The organism is Wolbachia endosymbiont of Cylisticus convexus (assembly GCF_003344345.1).
Genome location: NZ_QPIP01000001.1, coordinates 36,886 through 54,500, shown reverse-complemented (window position 1 = coordinate 54,500; position 17,615 = coordinate 36,886). Strand labels below are relative to the sequence as shown.

Genomic DNA, 17,615 nt, shown 5'->3' with positions numbered 1-17,615 from the left:
TTGAATATTGATGAATGAATTGAGAAGGCTAAGTATTGTAGAGATGCATGATGGACTGAGGCGGAGAGATTTTTCTGCTGTTGAGCTTGTAGTGACGCATGTTAATGCAGTCGAAAATGAGCAACTAAATGCATTTATAACAAAAACCCCAGAAGTTGCGATAAAGGCCGCTAAAATAGCAGATGAATATTTCTTAAAACAAAAAGATGATATTTCACCACTTATGGGCATACCAGTTGGTGTTAAAGATTTATTCTGTACAAAAGGAATAAAAACAACGGCATGCTCAAAAATGCTAGAAAATTTCGTCCCGACTTATGAATCTACGGTATCTAACTTGCTTTTAAAAAATGGAGCAGCCATGCTCGGTAAACTTAACATGGATGAATTTGCTATGGGTTCTGCGAACACAAATAGCTATTTTGGTCCTGTTGAAAATGTGTGGATTAGAAAAAGTGATGGAGAAAAAATTGTTCCTGGTGGATCATCTGGTGGATCTGCAGCATCAGTTGCTGGGTTTTTATGTGCTGGGGCACTAGGAAGCGATACCGGTGGGTCTGTACGTCAACCAGCAGCTTATTGTGGAGTGGTTGGAATAAAGCCAACTTATGGAAGGTGTTCGCGTTTTGGTATGATTGCGTTTGCAAGTTCTCTCGATCAAGCAGGAGTAATTACTCGTTCCGTTTCTGATTCAGCATTAATGCTGGAAACAATTTGTGGCTATGATGAAAAAGATTCAACATCGAGCAAAAGGCCAGTGCCTAAATTTTCCAATTTCATAAATTGTGATATCAGAGGTAAGTGTATCGGTATACCAAAAGAGTATAAGATGGATGGAATTTCAGAGGAAATAGTTTATAATTGGGAAAAAATTGCTTCCTATTTAAAAGAAAATGGTGCTGAAATTGTTGACATTACTCTGCCTCATACTAAATATGCGATACCGGTCTACTATCTAATTTGTTCTGCTGAAACTTCATCTAATCTTGCTCGCTATGATGGTGTACGTTACGGATTCAGGGTTGATGCTGATACCCTTGAGGAAATGTATTCGCTAACAAGAGCAGAAGGTTTTGGTAAAGAGGTGAAAAGGAGAATTTTAATTGGTGCTTATGCGCTTTCCTCAGGTCATTACAATGAGTATTATGAAAAAGCACAGTGCATTAGGGCATTAATCAGAAATGATTTTATAAAAGCGTTTGAAAAAATAGATTACATACTTGTGCCATCTGCTCCAACAGAAGCTTTTGGTTTAAATGAAAAGCCAGATCCACTAATTATGTGCATCAATGATGTGTTTACCGTGCCGGCAAGCCTGGCAGGATTGCCGGCTATCTCTGTTCCTGTTGGACTTTCCAATGAGGGCTTACCGATTGCTTTACAAGTAATTGGAAATTATTATGATGAAGCTGGAATATTAAATATAGCTAGTGTGATAGAGCAAAATTGCGGCAGAATAATTAACTCTATTATGTAATATGTTTTCTTATAGTAACTATAGCATTATGATTGTAATTTGAATCTTTAGCTATAGGAAACAAGAACTTGATTTTTGTAGCTAAATAATAGAGCATCAAAGGCACACATAAATATCTACAATGAAAGAAAAAACTTTCACAATCATTGATGGTTACGGCTTTCTTTTCAGAGCTTATTACGTTTTGCATCATTTAACTACCACAACCGGTATTCCAATAGGTGCTGTGTACGGCTTTCTTAATATGGTTCTGAAGTATATTTCCCATTCGGACTACTTAACTATAGCACTTGATTCAGGAAAAAAAACTTTAGGCACGATTTATATACTAAGTACAAAGCAAACAGAGTAACACCTCCTGAAGATTTAATTCCACAGTTTACCATATTAAGGGAAGCGGTAGAAGCTTTTAACTTCAGCTATGAAGAGACTGAAGGCTATGAAGCAGATGACATAATTGCAACACTAGCTGCAAAATATGCCAACCATCAAGACTTTAAGGTGGTAGTAGTTTCCTCAGATAAAGATTTATTTCAACTTTTGAATTACAATATTTTGATATTTGATCCCATTAAAAATATATACATAGATGAAAAACAAGTAATAGAAAAATTTGGTGTAAATTCAAACAAGCTTCTTGATTTATTTTCTCTAACTGGAGATGCATCTGATAACATTCCAGGCGTCCCAGGAATAGGCCCAAAAACTGCAGCTAAATTACTGGATGAATTTGATTCGCTGAATAATATTATAGAGAACATTGATAATATCGAGCAAACAAGAGTTCGTAATATTCTTACTGAACATCAGGAAAAAGCACTCATTTCAAGAAAGCTTTTATCATTATGCGAAAGAGTAGATCTTCAGCATGACGTTGCAAAATACGAAGTCCATCCTCCAAATATGGAAAAATTGTTATCCTTTTTAAAGAAGTATGAATTTAATTCATTGATAGGAAAAGTGGAAAAGCTTTTTTCTTATAATGGGTCTAGCACAAAAGAGGAAACAGAATATAACAGTGAAAAGTTAGAGAAATTTTTAGAGCACTGCAGATATGAAGGCAAAGTTGCAGTTCATTGCCACTTTGAAAACAACGCGTTAAAAAAAAATCTCCTTATCTTGCAATGAAGATAATATTTTCTACATAGATCAAAACTATCTACAAGATGCATTCACTATAATAAATTCAACTTTATTTTCAAATGGGGTGCTTAAAATAATACATGATATTAGAAAGATCAGAGAAACATTCCCTGCAATAGAGAAAGTGCTAGACTCAATTGATGACTTGATGATCATGTCATATAGCCTTGACACAGGGAAGCATGATCACAGCATTCCAAACATAGTTGCACATAATTTGAGTGAAAATGTAGAAACTTTCTCGGCAAAAACTTTAATAGCGATCCATGAGAAACTGACACAAAGATTATTTCAGGAAAAACTTTTTACGATTTACGAACGCTTTGACAGGCCTCTCATGAAAGTAATATTTGATATGGAGAAAAATGGAATACTGCTCAATATTCAAAAACTACAGGAATTATCTGATAAGTTTCAACAGCTAATTACTGTACTTGAGAACGATATATATGACTTGGCAGGGGAAAAATTCAACATTGCATCACCAAAACAATTAAGTGATGTTTTATTTAATAAAATGGGGTTGAGTAAAAAGAAAAAGTCAAAATCTGGATCGTATAGCACCAATTATGAAGTGCTAGAGGCGCTTGAAGAAGAAGGGGTAGAAATTGCAAGTAAAATTTTAAGTTGGCGACACCTAAGTAAATTAAAGGGTACCTACACTGATGCATTAATAAAACAGGTTGATCATCTTGATGGTAGGATACACACAAACTTTTCGATAACTATAACTGCAACTGGAAGGCTGAGCTCCAGCAATCCTAATTTACAGAACATTCCTATCAGAAGCGAAGAGGGAAATTTCATCAGACAAGCATTTATTGCGCCAAAAGGATGCAAGATAATCTCTGCTGACTATTCACAAGTAGAACTAAGACTTCTGGCACACGTTGCAAACGTTGCAGCATTTAAAGAAGCTTTTGCAAACAGGCAAGATATTCATGATATCACCGCAAGACAAGTTTTTGGAGTGCAAGAAATAGATGAACAATTAAGACGCAAAGCAAAATCCATTAATTTTGGAATTATATATGGCATTAGTCCATTTGGCCTTGCAAAGCGGCTTGGAATCACCATTGCGGAAGCTGCTGAATATATTAATTACTACTTTTCCTGTTACCCAGAAATAAAGGTCTATATGGAAAAAGCAGTATCTATCGCGAGACAGCATGGTTATGTAGAGACTTTGTTTGGTAGAAGATGCTTTATAAAGGACATAAACAATAAAATTCCTTATCTAAGACAATTTGCAGAAAGGGCAGCGATAAATGCACCACTGCAAGGAACTGCCGCTGATATAATAAAACGTGCGATGATTCAGCTTTTTGATCAGCTAAAATCAGGTAAAATAATCCTGCAAGTGCACGATGAATTGCTTGTAGAAGTTGAGGAAGTCAGAGTACAAGAAACAGCGAAACTTATGAAAGACATAATGGAGAATGCAGTAAAAATTACTATACCACTTGAAGTAGAAGTAAAAATTAGTGATAACTGGGCTCTTAATTATGACTTAAACATGGCGGATTCTAAGAACATGTCTTAAAAGGGAATAAAGAAAAGAATATGATGAGGTAAGCAAAAAATAGGAGGGTAAATTGTATCCAAGTGATGTAAATGACAAGGATTTTCCGCCGTGGAAGAGTGTGTATCTCAGGTGGATGGCAAATTGGAAAAAATACATGATATGCTAGTAAAAGAGGTAAGAAAAATGGTTGGTAAAAACGAAACGCCTTCAGTAGGAATAGTTAATCAGTGAAAACAACTCAAACCAGAGCTGGCAAGAAAATAAAGGGTAGGAAACGCCATATTGTTGTAGATACAATATGGCTAGCAGATGTTCATAGTGCAAGCGTTCAAGATCGTGATGGTATCTTTTTGTTCAAGCTAAATGCAAATTTACGTAAGTTTTTTGCTGATCAGGGATATATAGGCAAATTGCAAAATCACTGTTTATTAAAGTAAGATAATTTTTTTTAAAGAGTCTATGAATTACTAATTTTATCGTTTAATGTCTAAAATAATTTTTACCGCTTCTCTTCTTTCTTATACCACTTTTCCTTAACTTGATGCGTATGGTTTATTTAACACTCCCATCAAAAGCTGATCTTCATTTATTTTCAGTTGCCAAGTAATTATTGTTGCTGTCGAGTTCTGTCAATAATTGATTCAAAGGTAGCTGTGTACCGCAAATCTCAAGTACCATTCCTTGCTGAATAGCCTGCTCAATGTCGAATATTAGTATATCGGTATTTAATGAATCATCATGCAAGATAATAGACCTCTTGCATAACCCATATGGACAACTCCAAATTGTAAATTCCGGAAATAAGATTGAACCTCAGAGACTGAAGCGTTTCCTTCGATTTCTATATCTATCCACTATAATTTTGAATCTTTTGAGCAATTCTATCACATTTTCAACTACTGCTCTCTTAGCTTTTGATTTTCTTTCTTTTGCTCTTTTGTTAAGAGGTTCTTTTTCGTTTTCCTGTATGGCAATTCAACGTTTTCATGAATTTTTTGCAAACCTCTGTACCCTGTATCTGCTAGCACCTTCATTTCTGGTAAATACGCACTTTTGACTCTTTAAAAATCCAAAAATCATACACCCTGCCGTTTGAAAATGACGTACATATCACTCTCTTGCTCTCTTTTTCTATCACTACTTATGTCTTTTTATATGCTGTACTTTCGCTAATTCCATAGCTTTATGAAAATATGTACGATATTCTCTCAGTGCCATAAATAGTATGCCCTCTTCACTCAACTCTACCTCCTTTAACCTTTTTTTCCTTCCCGTAAAATCTCTACCATTTTATTAAATATTACCTTTTTTACTCCTGTTAACCTGCGAAATTTTTCATCATCCAACTCTTCTACTATTTTCACCTTTTCCCTTACTCAAAACCCATCATTGTACACTCTTCTTAGCTTTGTTCTAGTTTCAAAGAGGTTTAATGAGATCTGATGATTGTTCCATCAATTATGGAGATTTCCAAATCTGGATCTTGTTGTGCATACTTAAGTAATTTTGCCAAAATTCCCTTTTCGCACCACTTTTTAAACCTCCTACGTATACTCCTGTAATTACCGTAAATTCTTGGTCATTGGCAACCACTTTGCCACACTGCTTCCATAAATATTCTTAACTTCTCCTCATTTTTACTGTGTATTCCTTTTGTGCTCTTTAAAAATGCAAAAATTTGCTTCCAAATTTCCTTTTTTATGTGATATTTCATACGGTAACTTCTCTATATTTATGATCATTAGGTTAAATTACCGCTTTTTTATACTTCCTGCCCTCAATTAATTTGACCTGCTAACATTTTGTCCACAGAGCCTAGATGTTTTCTACTATTTTATCGCGAGCGATTATTTTTTCTTCACTCGTATCCATATTTTTAATTTTTAAAGTTTTACTGCTTAGCTCTTCATCACCAAAGATTAATGCAGCTTTTGCATTTGCTTGATTTGCTTTTTTCATGCGGGTTTTAAGCGTTCCGCTATATTCGTGAACCACATATAAACCATTTTTGCGCAATTCATTTACAAGTATTAGAGCATGTTCTTCAGCTTCTCTACCGATTGGAATTAGGTAAATGGGTCTCTCTTCTTTTGTGACATAGTTGATTAATTCCATTATGCGCTCAATACCTCCTGCAAATCCTATTGCTGGAGTATGCTTTCCACCTACGGAATAGACTAGATTATCATATCTTCCTCCTGCAAAAACCGCTCCTTGTGTACCCAAATCTTCTGTAACAAACTCAAACACTGTGTGACAATAATAATCTAAACCTCTAACCAATTTATTATTTACGGTATAAGGTATATCAAGAGCTGTCAGTCTGTTTAATATTTGCTCAAAAAAAATCTGAGGATTTTTTTGTACAATAGTTGCTGATTTTAGGTGCATTAGAGATTATTTCTTTATCTATCTTATCCTTGGAGTCTAGTATTCTGAGTGGGTTTTTAATCAATCTATTTTGACTATCTTCTGATAGGTCATTTTTAAACTTTTTAAAATATGATATCAAAGCTTCTCTATATCTGGTTATTGTTTCACCATCACCCAAAGAGTTGATTTCCAGCTTTACGTTTTTATCGATGCCAAATTCAGTTAGTAAGTGCTGAGCAAGTGATATCAATTCAATATCAACTTTTGGATCTTCTATGCCAAAAACTTCAAAATTTATCTGATGAAATTGCCTTTGTCGTCCCTTTTGTGGTCTTTCGTAACGAAATGCAGGTCCTGTTGAGAATAATTTTATCGGTGTTTGCAGTTTTTTTTCAATGAGCAGCCTGACAATCGCTGCAGTGAATTCAGGACGCAGAGTTATGCTCTTTCCTCCTTTATCATTAAAGGTGTACATCTCTTTATTGATGATATCTGAGCTATCACCTAAAGTCTTTGTGAAAACTTCTGTGTATTCAAATATCGGAGTTTGAGCAGGCAAAAAGCCGTATAAACTTGAGATTCGATTTGCTGTTTGCTCTATGTATTTAAATTTATACCATTCATCAAACAGAAGATCTTTTGTCCCTCTAACTGTTTGATTAGTCATAGCATAGTCTCTATACCCGAAACTTCTGGTATGTGATAGCTCAGCATATTTTGCACTCCTTGCCTTAGGGTAATTGCAGCACTTGGGCATCCAGAGCAGGCTCCTTGCAGCTCAACGTAAACTATTCCGTCTTTATATCCACGAAATTTGATATCACCACCATCTTGAGCAACTGCAGGTTTGATATAACTTTCCATTAATTCTTTTATTCTATTTACAACTTCTATATCATTTTTATCAAAAAACTCTTCATTTGGATCGTTTGCTCCTTCTTTATCCAGTGCTTTTCCACCAGAAGTAAAGTGATCCATAATTGTAGTTAAGACTTCCACTTTTAATATATCCCAATTAATTCCATCTGATTTTGTTACTGAAATAAAATCATGACCAAAAAATACTCTTACAACATGCTCTATTTGAAAAAGATTTGCTGCTAGTTTAGAGCTTTTTATTTCATCTAGATTTGAAAAATCGGCTGTTTCTCCTTCGCTTAAAATTTCAAACCCAGGAAGAAATTTTAGTGTGTTTGGGTTTGGTGTTTCTTCAATCTGGATAAACATGTTATTTACCACAATAATTATAATTGTTACTATTTAATCATAAAATGATAAAAAAATATACATGTCATTCATCTTTTTCCTTTTTTTGATATTCGCAATAATCACTTTTGTCCTGCCTAGCGTTGTTGTATTTTTTCTCTTTCTGGCGAAGAGAAATAACATAAGTTTTATGATGAACTCTATATTAAGTAAGTTTTTGAACGAATTTAATAGTGGTACAAGTTACAACAAAAATTATACTGGTGATAACATGTCTAAAGACGAAGCATTAAAAATACTGGGGCTAAATCCTGAAGCAAGCCAGAATGAAATCAATAAAGCATACCAAAATTTAATGAAGCTAGTCCATCCAGACAAAGGAGGCTCAGAATATTTTGCACAAAAGTTAAACGCAGCACGTGATAAGTTGCTGAAATAACAATTTCTTACATTGTAAAACCTCTTTAATTTTCCATATAGATTTTGCTAGCACACATTCAATTTATATGGTATAAGGGCTAAAAATATTAGCCCTTAGGAGGGTTTATGATTACAAATAAAGAAATTGAAAAATGGAGAGATGGGCTACGTTCTGCAGTAAAGGAACGTGATTTTCAAAAGGCTGAGGAGTATATTAGAGAAGGAAGGACACATACTACTAATGTTATTAACTCTAAAGATGTGAATGATAACTCACCTTTATCGATTGCTGTTAGTAACCGAGATTTAGAAATGATGAATTTTTTAATTGAGAATGGTGCAGATGTTAATATTGAGGATTATTTTCGTATGCCACCTATATACTATGCTGTTACGAAGGGCACTACAAAAATGATAGAGCTTCTAATCGATAAAAAGGCTAGGATTAGTGGCTACTTTTTATATGCTGGTAAGAAACGTACTCTTGTAGGTTGGGCTATATATGATAATAGTCCGGAGAAAGTGGAAGTCTTACTTAAGCGTGGTGCTAGCCCAAACGGCAAGTTTGATCTTCTTGCTTATTCAGAAAATTCATGTTTACATGCTGCTGTTCAAAAGAACTACTTAAGAATAGTTGAGCTTCTTATCAAATATCACGCTAATGTCAATGTTCAAAACGAACAGGGCCAGACACCTATATATTTGGCTATTAAATTAAAACGCCCTGAAATGATAAAATTGTTATACGATAATAAGGCTGATATTGACAATGTTAAGGATATAAGGAACGAGACACCATCAGACTATGTTAAGTTGTCTTATCCCGATAAAACGATAAAAGAAATTGTTGCAGAAGTAGAAAGCGTAAATGTAAACCCAGGTGATACTACGAAATCTATATCTGCATCAAGCAGTACAGTAAGGCCTTCTTTCTTTATTAATGACATACTTAATTGGGTAACTACTCCTGCTTTACCTTCTGTTCAACAGCCTGCTACTCATTCAACTGGAAGCTCAATTGGTTTTTCGCAAGATTATTATTATCGAACAGCTATGCTAGCTATTGTAGCAATGAACAAGCTTTTTGGAATACAATTTTCCGAGCCCATAGGTAATTCGCCTTTAACACTAAAAGAACTTCAAAAAAGAAAGGTTAGTGCTATAGAAGGAGATATCAAGATGGCACTTAGTAAGTTTGAAAAACTTTATCAGTGTCCTGAAAATTCATTAAGCAATCCAACAATATCTAAAGGTGTGCGTCATCAAAAATCCCTTTAAATCGGTTAAAATAAGCATTCAAATTTGAGTGCTTATTTTTCTATCCCTTATTTCCTCTTCTCAAACACATTGCTTCTTATCAAGAGCCAAAAAATTTGAATAAGGAGGTTCAGAGTATTTTGCACAAAAATTACGTGATAGGTTATTGAAAACCTAATTTTTAATCATTGAAATTTTTCTCTGTAAATTTCACTTGCACATACTCAATTATATGATATAAAGCCGAGAATGTTATCCTTTAAAAGGTGTTCTGATGTTAACAAATGCTGAGAAGTTAAGAAAAAAATTACTTGCTGCTATAAGCATGGGTGATTTTCAGAAAATTGAAAAATGTATTGAAGAGGCAGAGAGAGAACATATAAAGAACGAGGTTTTGAATAATGGAGAGTACAGTATAAATCCTATACTTCTTGCTACTCAAAAACGTAACTTAAGAATATTACGCTTTTTAATTGCTAAAGGTGGTGATATTAATGTTGCTATTAGTAATACATATTTGAGTACTCCCTTACACATTGCTACTGTTGATAATGAAGTAGAAATAGCACAATTTCTACTTGATAATGGTGCTAATATCAATGCTACAAATTATAAAGGCTTTACACCTTTGTACTTAGCATCTTTCTATTGTCGCCCAGATATGGTAAAACTTCTGCTCTTCAACAGCGCTGATAGTAGTATTAAGGATATGAATGGCAAAACAGCATTAAATGTTGCTGGAGGTTATAGAAGAAATATGTGTGATAGCAACACAAGACAAGAAATAGTATCTATATTGGAATATGTGACCTTTACAGTAACTATTAAGACAGTATTAGAAATTGATGATAACTCTAACACTGCAGATATGGCAAGCAAAGAAGTTGAACAATTGACGGATGAATTATTCGCTGCCATGAATATAGGTAATTTTCAGAAAGTTGAAAAATGTATTAAAGAAGCAGAGAATATAGGTATAAAAAGCAGGATTTTGAGTAGTGAAAGATACAGTATGAAACCTATACATTTTGCTACTAACAAGTGCAACTTAAAAATATTGCAGCTTTTGCTTAATGAAGGTACTGATATTAATGCTACTAGTACTGAATATCTTAGTACTTCTCTACACATTGCTGCTATTCATGGTGAACTAGAATTAGGACAATTTCTGCTTGATAGCGGTGCCAATATCAATGCTGCAAATTATAAAGGTTTTACACCTTTATGCTTAGCATCTTTTTATTGTCAGTCAGATATGGTAGAACTCCTCCTCTGTAATAATGCTGATATTAATACTAAAGATATGAATGGCAAAACAGCATTAGATATTGTTGGAGGTTATAGGAAAGATATATGTAATCGCGATAGTGAAATGCAAAGAGTAATATCTATATTGAGTGGTACCGTTTCAACTGATTGTAAAGCGATATTAGCTTCTACTAAAGTCAGCCTTAAAGCAGCATTGGAATCTGGCAGCACTACAAGCAATGCAGTAAAACCTTCTTCTTCTATTAATAGTATACTTAGTTGGGTGAGAGCTTTAAGTACCGCCATACTCAATGGCTTATTCAGCAGTACTCCTGCTTTTACCCCCTGCACAGCAATCTGTTGCATATTCGACTGGAAGCCCCATCTATTCTTCACAAGTTGATAATGGAACAGTTCTACTAACTGCTGTAGCAATAAGTAAGTTTACAGGAAAACAATATTTCAGGTCATTGGAAGATTCGTTTTTGACAAGAGAAGAAACTAGAGAAAGAGAGCTTAACACTATGGCAAAAAACGTTGAGAGCATATTTAGTAAGTTTGAAAAACTTTATCAGTGTCCTGAAAGTTCATTAAGCAATCCAACAATATCTAAAGGTGTGCGTCATCAAAAATCCCTTTAAATCGGTTAAAATAAGCATTCAAATTTGAGTGCTTATTTTTCTATCCCTTATTTCCTCTTCTCAAACACATTGCTTCTTATCAAGAGCCAAAAAATTTGAATAAGGAGGTTCAGAGTATTTTGCACAAAAATTACGTGATAGGTTATTGAAAACCTAATTTTTAACCATTGAAATTTTTTCTTTTTAAATTTCACTTGCAAATACTAAATCATGTGATACAAAGCCAAGAACGTTGTCTTTTAGGAGGTATTTGATGCGAAAACACAGAATAAAAGAGTTAAGGAGTAAATTGTTTACTGCTATAAACAAACTTGATTTTAAGGAAGTTAAAAGATGTGTTGGAAAGGCGAAGATTAAAGGTGTACAAAAGGAAATTATTAATGGCGAGCAATATGGTATGACACCTATACATTTTGCTACTTACAGAGGTAGCAAAAAGATATTGCAGTTTTTGCTTAACAATGGTGCTGATATTAATGCTGTGAGTGATGCGTGCCTTGTTCCTTTGAAGCCCATTGTTATAGGACGTGATAAGTTACCAATGGAGAAAATTGTATTTCTTTGTACCCAAGACAAAACTAGCTTTCAAGGAATGCAAAATTTTACAGCTTTACACTTAGCGCTTTATCATTGTCGATTAGATATAGCAAAAGTTCTGCTTGAGGATGGTATTGATATTAACATTAAAAGTACAAATGGCAAAACAGCATTTGAGGTTATTCCAGATTATGAAAGTCTGTGCAGTGATGGCTGTGACATACAAAAAATACCCTTAGCTTTGTTAAGATCTCATGAAAATAATTGTAGAGCACTATTACTTTCTGCTAGAATAAATGCTAAGTTAGAGCTCGAAGCTGGCGATACCACAGATGCAACAAATAGCGCAGTGAATCCTTCCTTCATCTTTACCAGAGAAAATTTTAAAGAAGCTAGCAGCACTACAAGCAGCGCAGTAAAATCTTCTTCTTTTATTCATAGTATATTTAGTTGGGTGAGAGCTTTAAGTACCGCCACACTCAGTGGCTTATTCAGCAGTTCTCCTGCTTTACTCCCTGCACAGCAGCCTGTTGCTGGAAAGATTGATTTTAATGGAACAGCCCTACTAGCTGATGTAGTGGTCAGAAAGTTCACAGGAGAAAAATATTCAATGCCATTGGATGACTCATTTTCGACGATAGAACAGATTAAAGAAAGAAAACTTAATTCTCTAGAAAGAGATGTCAGGATGGCACTTAGTAAGTGTGAGAAACTTTATCGGTGTCCTGGAAGTTCACTAAGCAACTCAACAACATCTAAAGGTATATATCAAAAGTCCCTTTAAAATAAGTACTCGAGTTTGAGTGCTTATTTTCGTGAAATCTATTCTTTAAATTTAAACTTTTTATTGTGCGTTGTAGGTAAGTTGTTACAATAAAATGAGTTAAGGCGAAAAAACTTTAAGTTATGGAAGATGATAGCAAAAAAGAAATAATAGAAGAAAAAGGTATATTAGGTTGGATAGAGTATAGGCTTCCTATATTTTCTTTTCTAAAACACACTGCTTCTTATCAAGTACCAAAAAATTTAAATTATGCTTGGAACTTTGGTTCTTTAGCTGGTATAGCACTAATTTTGCAGATAATAACAGGTATATTTCTTGCTATGCATTATACTCCGCATGTTGATTATGCGTTTAATAGCGTGGAGCGTATAATGCGTGACGTAAATTACGGATGGTTGATACGCTACACTCATGCTGTTGGAGCTTCGCTTTTTTTTATGGTTGTATATGTCCATATAATGCGTGGATTGTATTATGGATCTTATAAGAGGCCACGAGAGATGGTGTGGTTTATTGGCATATTTATATTTTTTGCAATGATGGCAACTGCCTTTATGGGGTATGTTCTTCCCTGGGGGCAAATGAGTTTTTGGGGTGCAACAGTCATAACCAACTTATTTTCAGCGATACCTTTGATCGGCAATAAAATAGTTATATGGTTGTGGGGTGGTTTTTCTGTTGATAACCCAACACTCAATCGTTTTTTTGCACTGCATTATCTTCTGCCTTTCATTATTATTGCTTTAGCTATGTTGCATGTTATTGCTCTACACAGATTTGGCTCTAGTAACCCAAGTGGAATAGAAGTCAGGTCAGATAAGGATACCATTCCATTTTATCCTTATTATATAGCAAAGGATTGCATAACTTTTGGTTTATTTTTTATAATTTTGTTTGCATTTGTTTTTTATGCCCCTAATTATCTTGGGCATCCTGATAATTATATAGAAGCTGATCCTATGGTAACTCCAGTACATATAGTGCCAGAGTGGTATTTCTTACCTTTTTATGCGATGCTGCGTTCAATTCCAAATAAACTTATTGGTGTACTTACCATGTTTGGGTCTATTTTAGTGTGGTTTCTTTTGCCTTGGCTTGATCAATCAAAGGTTAAAAGTGGTGCTTACCGTCCACTGTTTAAGAAATTTTTTTGGGTTTTTGCAGTAAATTTTGCATTTCTTGCTTGGCTTGGGGGGCAGGAAGTCAAAGAGCCTTACATTACTTTAAGTAGGCTTTCAACTCTTTATTACTTTTCATACTTTGTGATAATTTTACCTTTACTTAGTAAGTATGAGAAACCAAAAGAACCACCGAAAACCATAAGTGATTCTGCGCCGGAGATGAAGTGATGTCAACTCAAAGCAAATTCCTTACAAAATTCTCTGTCATCCCAGCTTCACAACTTTATGAATATTGTATACAACACACAGCGTCATTTCGCTATCTTCTGTTGTCATCCCAGTGCTTGACACTGGGATCCAGATATAAAAATACTTATAAATCATGCAATGAACAACAAATTCTGGGAGTGCACGATAACCATAATGTCAGTGATGAAATAAACTGGATTCCAGTGTCAAGCACTGGAATGACATCAATTCGAAATTTACTAAAACAGTGGTTACGCATGGGATCTAATGTATTTGCAGTCTTTTGCATGTTATTCCTGTCTAGTTTTATATCTGCAGAAGAATTCACACCATCACCAAATAAGAAGATGGATTGGAGTTTTAATGGGATTACCGGATCTTTCGATAGAGAGTCAGTTCAGCGTGGCTATAAGGTATACAAGGAAGTCTGTGCTGCTTGCCATTCAATGAATAGAATAGCGTTCCGTAACTTGCAAGATGTTGGTTTTTCTGAAGAGGATGTAAAACAAATCGCAGCCTCTTATCAAGTGAAAGATGGGCCAAATGATATGGGTGAAATGTTTGATAGGCCGGGAGTATCTTCGGACTATTTTATTGCACCTTTTGACACGAAAGAAGCAGCTGCAGCAAGCAACAATGGCGCAATTCCACCGGACTTATCATTAATTGTCAAAGCAAGACATGATGGTGCAAATTATGTCTATTCACTACTAATTGGTTATCAAAACGGTGAACATGATGAGAACGGTTTATATTTTAATCCATATTTTTCAACAGGTAGGTTAGCTATGGCACCACCGCTTTCTGAAGGAATGGTAGAATATGATGGTGCAAGGCAAGCCACAGTTGAAAATATGGCATATGATGTGGTAAATTTTTTACAATGGGCAGCGGAGCCAGAGCTGGAACGCCGACATAAACTTGGGTTAAAAATAGTGACATACTTTATAATTTTGACGGTGTTTTTTGTATTAACTAACAACAGGATTTGGAGCAAGCTCTATAAAAAGAAAAAATAGAGTTTTTTTATGTTCATTCTTTTATACCTTATTTACACTAGCAAATGTATTATATAATAATAAATACATTATGAAAATATAAAGGTATGGAATTTCAAATAGTTACACATTTTCAGCCAGCTGGAGATCAACCACAAGCAATAGATAGCTTAGTTGCAGGGCTAAATAGTAATAAAAGAGATCAGGTTTTACTTGGAGTAACTGGCTCTGGAAAAACTTTCACTATGGCAAATGTTATTGCAAGAACAAACAGGCCTGCGTTAATTATGGCGCATAATAAAACTTTAGCGGCGCAGCTTTACGAGGAAATGAGAGGATTTTTTCCCCACAATGCTGTTGGATACTTCATTTCTTATTATGATTATTATCAGCCTGAAGCTTATTCGCCACAAACTGACACTTATATTGAAAAAGACTCTTTAATAAATGAAAGAATTGATATGCTACGTTATTCCGCTGTCTGTTCGCTTTTGGAGCGCAGGGACACAATTGTAGTTGCCAGTGTTTCCTGTATATACGGTCTTGGTTCGCCTGAAAGTTACCTCAATATGACTATATCCCTTAATATTGGAGATAAAGTGCGTGTTAATGATTTCCTGAGTAATTTAGCTGATCTTCAATACAAGCGCTCTGATGTTAGATTTGAGCGAGGATATTTCAGAGTGCGTGGCGACATTATCGATATCTTTCCTACCTATTATGAAAATAAAGCTTGGCGTCTATCATTGTTTGGTGATGAAATAGAAGAAATTTTTGAAATCGATGCCATGACTGGCAATATTATCAGACGCATAGATAAAATCACCATTTTTCCAAACAGCTATCACATTACATCACGTGAAACTCTATTGCAAGCAGTTCAGCTGATCAAAAAAGAACTGCATGAACGTTTGGATTATTACTATTCACAGAACAAAATTGTTGAAGCAAAGCGCCTTGAGCAGCGTACTAATTTTGATATTGAAATGATGATGGCAACGGGAGTGTGTAAAGGTATTGAAAATTATTCTCGTTATCTTTATGAAATGAAAGCCGGGGATCCACCGCCTACGTTGTTTGAGTATTTACCTAAAGATGTAATTTTATTTGTTGATGAAAGCCATGTAACCGTTCCCCAGATAGGTGCAATGTATAGTGGCAATGAAGCACGTAAAAAGAAATTGATTGATTATGGTTTTAGGCTCCCTTCTGCTTCTGATAACCGTCCATTAAAATTTGAAGAGTGGGAGGCAATACGGCCCCAAACTATTTACGTTTCGGCTACTCCCGGAAAATACGAGTTAGAAAAGACTAATCATGCATTCATAGAGCAAGTTATCCGCCCAACAGGACTTACAGATCCCATTTGCACTATAAAACCAACAGAGAGTCAGGTTGATGATGTGATTCACGAGGCGCAAGTAACAATAAAGAAGGGGTTTTGTATTCTCATTACCACATTGACAAAAAAAATGGCTGAAAAGCTAGCTGAACATATGAGTGAGCTCAGTATGAAAGTAACTTATCTGCATTCAGATATTGGTGCACTGGAGAGAATTGAAATTATATGCAAATTAAGATCGAAAGAAATAGATGTTTTAGTTGGTGTTAACTTACTGAGGGAAGGTCTTGATATTCCCGAGTGTGGGTTAGTTGCAATTTTAGATGCTGACAAAGAAGGGTTTTTACGATCGGAGACTTCACTCATTCAAACGATAGGCCGTGCTGCACGCAACGTTGAAGGCAGAGTAATTTTATATGCAGATAAAATGACTAATTCTATGGATCGCGCACTGAAAGAGACTGAAAGGAGAAGAAAGAAACAGACAGAGTATAATATACTGCATAATATTGTACCAAAAACTATAATAAAGCCTATATCAAATACTCTACAGGAAAAAGTGGTAGTTGAGAATTTTAATAAGGATGATCTAAACAGTTTGAAAAAGCAAATGTTGAAACATGCTGAAAATTTAGAGTTTGAAGAGGCGGCAAAAATAAAAGGTATTATTGAAAGATTTAATAATAGACCCCTTGCATAACTAGAAAAAAGACAGCTAATTAGTAGCTAAACTGACTTTGATTTACCAACAATTTGAAAAAACATCATCCAAGTGGCAGAAAAAAGGTATCTGTTCAGGTGCATGACTAATGTGCAAATATTGAAACCAGTGCTTCCTTTCTTGTCATCCCAGTGCCTTTGTCATCTAAGTAACCTCTGTAGTGTCGTTCCTGTAGCCCCTTCGGTGTCATCCCAGTGCCCTCTTTCCTGTCATCCGAGTAGCTGACACTGAGATCCAGAAGACTGACCAGGTAATAAGAACTAGTCACACGCTGGCTCTCTAAAATTACTTTAGCTATAAATATTAAGAAATTTACTAAATAAAAAAAAGACAAAAGAACCCCCGTATAGCGAGTTTTGACCCTATAATAATTTAAATTGGCGTTGTAATAATGTGCTAACGCTTATTTTAAGCGCGATTTGGCTGAATGTAGAAAAAATAAAAAAGACATGCAGCCGCTATAATTTTATGTAACTTGCCAATAAATATCTGAGTTTTTTTACTGAATTTTGTCGTTGAGCCCAAAAACAAGGATAAATACTCTTATTGATATAATAAGGAAAGTGGGAAAGT

13 protein-coding genes and 3 pseudogenes are annotated in these 17,615 nt (G+C 34.9%); 11 read left to right on the top strand and 5 right to left on the bottom strand.

Features of this window, described 5'->3' with window-relative positions:
* Positions 1-10: 10 nt before the first annotated feature.
* The 3 genes and pseudogenes from gatA (at position 11) to Wcon_RS11635 (ending at position 4,582) form a co-directional block, all read left to right on the top strand.
* Positions 11-1,477 (top strand): Asp-tRNA(Asn)/Glu-tRNA(Gln) amidotransferase subunit GatA, encoded by a 1,467-nt coding sequence (gene gatA, locus Wcon_RS00250; RefSeq protein ID WP_114516772.1) that lies wholly within the window; start codon positions 11-13, stop codon positions 1,475-1,477.
* 121 nt (positions 1,478-1,598) lie between these two features.
* Positions 1,599-4,163: pseudogene (polA, locus tag Wcon_RS00245) on the top strand (DNA polymerase I).
* Positions 4,164-4,372: 209 nt separating this feature from the next.
* Positions 4,373-4,582 carry a transposase gene (locus Wcon_RS11635; RefSeq protein WP_114516771.1) on the top strand — a complete coding sequence of 70 codons (210 nt, stop codon included), beginning with the start codon at positions 4,373-4,375 and terminating at the stop codon, positions 4,580-4,582.
* 145 nt (positions 4,583-4,727) lie between these two features.
* Here Wcon_RS11635 and Wcon_RS11315 read toward each other — a convergent pair whose 3' ends face one another.
* The 5 genes and pseudogenes from Wcon_RS11315 to Wcon_RS00225 all read right to left on the bottom strand — a co-directional run bounded on the left by Wcon_RS11315 (position 4,728) and on the right by Wcon_RS00225 (position 7,745).
* On the bottom strand, positions 4,728-4,889 hold the full coding sequence (locus tag Wcon_RS11315) for a hypothetical protein (protein WP_179947440.1): 162 nt from the start codon (positions 4,887-4,889) through the stop codon (positions 4,728-4,730).
* A pseudogene (locus Wcon_RS00235) lies at positions 4,882-5,509 on the bottom strand (transposase family protein). The gene Wcon_RS11315 and the pseudogene Wcon_RS00235 overlap by 8 nt, the downstream one beginning before the upstream one ends.
* Before the next feature lie 215 nt (positions 5,510-5,724).
* Entirely contained in the window at positions 5,725-5,859 is a 135-nt protein-coding gene (locus Wcon_RS12390) for a hypothetical protein (RefSeq protein WP_255351250.1), read from the bottom strand.
* A 101-nt stretch (positions 5,860-5,960) separates the two neighbouring features.
* A pseudogene (gene hisS, locus Wcon_RS00230) lies at positions 5,961-7,185 on the bottom strand (histidine--tRNA ligase).
* Positions 7,182-7,745, bottom strand: coding sequence for a NifU family protein (locus tag Wcon_RS00225; RefSeq protein ID WP_114516770.1), 564 nt, complete (start codon positions 7,743-7,745; stop codon positions 7,182-7,184). Before Wcon_RS00225 ends, hisS begins: the two are co-directional and overlap by 4 nt.
* 169 nt (positions 7,746-7,914) lie before the next feature.
* Between Wcon_RS00225 and Wcon_RS00220 the strand changes: the two genes are divergently transcribed.
* The 8 genes from Wcon_RS00220 to uvrB all read left to right on the top strand — a co-directional run bounded on the left by Wcon_RS00220 (position 7,915) and on the right by uvrB (position 17,021).
* The gene (locus tag Wcon_RS00220; protein ID WP_237349939.1) at positions 7,915-8,163 is read left to right on the top strand and encodes a J domain-containing protein; all 249 of its coding nucleotides are present in this window, start codon (positions 7,915-7,917) and stop codon (positions 8,161-8,163) included.
* Positions 8,164-8,270: 107 nt separating this feature from the next.
* On the top strand, positions 8,271-9,422 hold the full coding sequence (locus Wcon_RS00215; protein WP_114516768.1) for an ankyrin repeat domain-containing protein: 1,152 nt from the start codon (positions 8,271-8,273) through the stop codon (positions 9,420-9,422).
* A gap of 253 nt (positions 9,423-9,675) precedes the next feature.
* Complete coding sequence (locus Wcon_RS11630; RefSeq protein WP_237349938.1) at positions 9,676-11,052, top strand: ankyrin repeat domain-containing protein; 1,377 nt, start codon at positions 9,676-9,678, stop codon at positions 11,050-11,052.
* Positions 11,053-11,134: 82 nt separating this feature from the next.
* Positions 11,135-11,290 carry a hypothetical protein gene (locus Wcon_RS11625; RefSeq protein ID WP_237349937.1) on the top strand — a complete coding sequence of 52 codons (156 nt, stop codon included), beginning with the start codon at positions 11,135-11,137 and terminating at the stop codon, positions 11,288-11,290.
* 253 nt (positions 11,291-11,543) lie between these two features.
* Positions 11,544-12,611, top strand: a complete 1,068-nt coding sequence (locus Wcon_RS00200; RefSeq protein ID WP_114516767.1) for an ankyrin repeat domain-containing protein — start codon at positions 11,544-11,546, stop codon at positions 12,609-12,611.
* Between the two features lie 122 nt (positions 12,612-12,733).
* Entirely contained in the window at positions 12,734-13,960 is a 1,227-nt protein-coding gene (locus tag Wcon_RS00195) for a cytochrome b (RefSeq protein WP_114516766.1), read from the top strand.
* A 278-nt stretch (positions 13,961-14,238) separates the two neighbouring features.
* Positions 14,239-15,000 (top strand): cytochrome c1, encoded by a 762-nt coding sequence (locus Wcon_RS00190; protein WP_047759771.1) that lies wholly within the window; start codon positions 14,239-14,241, stop codon positions 14,998-15,000.
* 86 nt (positions 15,001-15,086) lie between these two features.
* The gene (uvrB, locus tag Wcon_RS00185; protein ID WP_114516765.1) at positions 15,087-17,021 is read left to right on the top strand and encodes an excinuclease ABC subunit UvrB; all 1,935 of its coding nucleotides are present in this window, start codon (positions 15,087-15,089) and stop codon (positions 17,019-17,021) included.
* Positions 17,022-17,615 lie beyond the last annotated feature (594 nt).

Bases quoted from the DNA above. Each gene is read 5' to 3' on its own strand.
- Wcon_RS12390 (WP_255351250.1), bottom strand. From the start codon at position 5,859: ATGAAATATCACATAAAAAAGGAAATTTGGAAGCAAATTTTTGCATTT.
- uvrB (WP_114516765.1), top strand. From the start codon at position 15,087: ATGGAATTTCAAATAGTTACACATTTTCAGCCAGCTGGAGATCAACCA.
- Wcon_RS00215 (WP_114516768.1), top strand. From the start codon at position 8,271: ATGATTACAAATAAAGAAATTGAAAAATGGAGAGATGGGCTACGTTCT.
- Wcon_RS00190 (WP_047759771.1), top strand. From the start codon at position 14,239: ATGGGATCTAATGTATTTGCAGTCTTTTGCATGTTATTCCTGTCTAGT.
- Wcon_RS11630 (WP_237349938.1), top strand. From the start codon at position 9,676: ATGTTAACAAATGCTGAGAAGTTAAGAAAAAAATTACTTGCTGCTATA.
- Wcon_RS00225 (WP_114516770.1), bottom strand. From the start codon at position 7,745: ATGTTTATCCAGATTGAAGAAACACCAAACCCAAACACACTAAAATTT.
- gatA (WP_114516772.1), top strand. From the start codon at position 11: ATGAATGAATTGAGAAGGCTAAGTATTGTAGAGATGCATGATGGACTG.
- Wcon_RS00195 (WP_114516766.1), top strand. From the start codon at position 12,734: ATGGAAGATGATAGCAAAAAAGAAATAATAGAAGAAAAAGGTATATTA.
- Wcon_RS00220 (WP_237349939.1), top strand. From the start codon at position 7,915: ATGATGAACTCTATATTAAGTAAGTTTTTGAACGAATTTAATAGTGGT.
- Wcon_RS00200 (WP_114516767.1), top strand. From the start codon at position 11,544: ATGCGAAAACACAGAATAAAAGAGTTAAGGAGTAAATTGTTTACTGCT.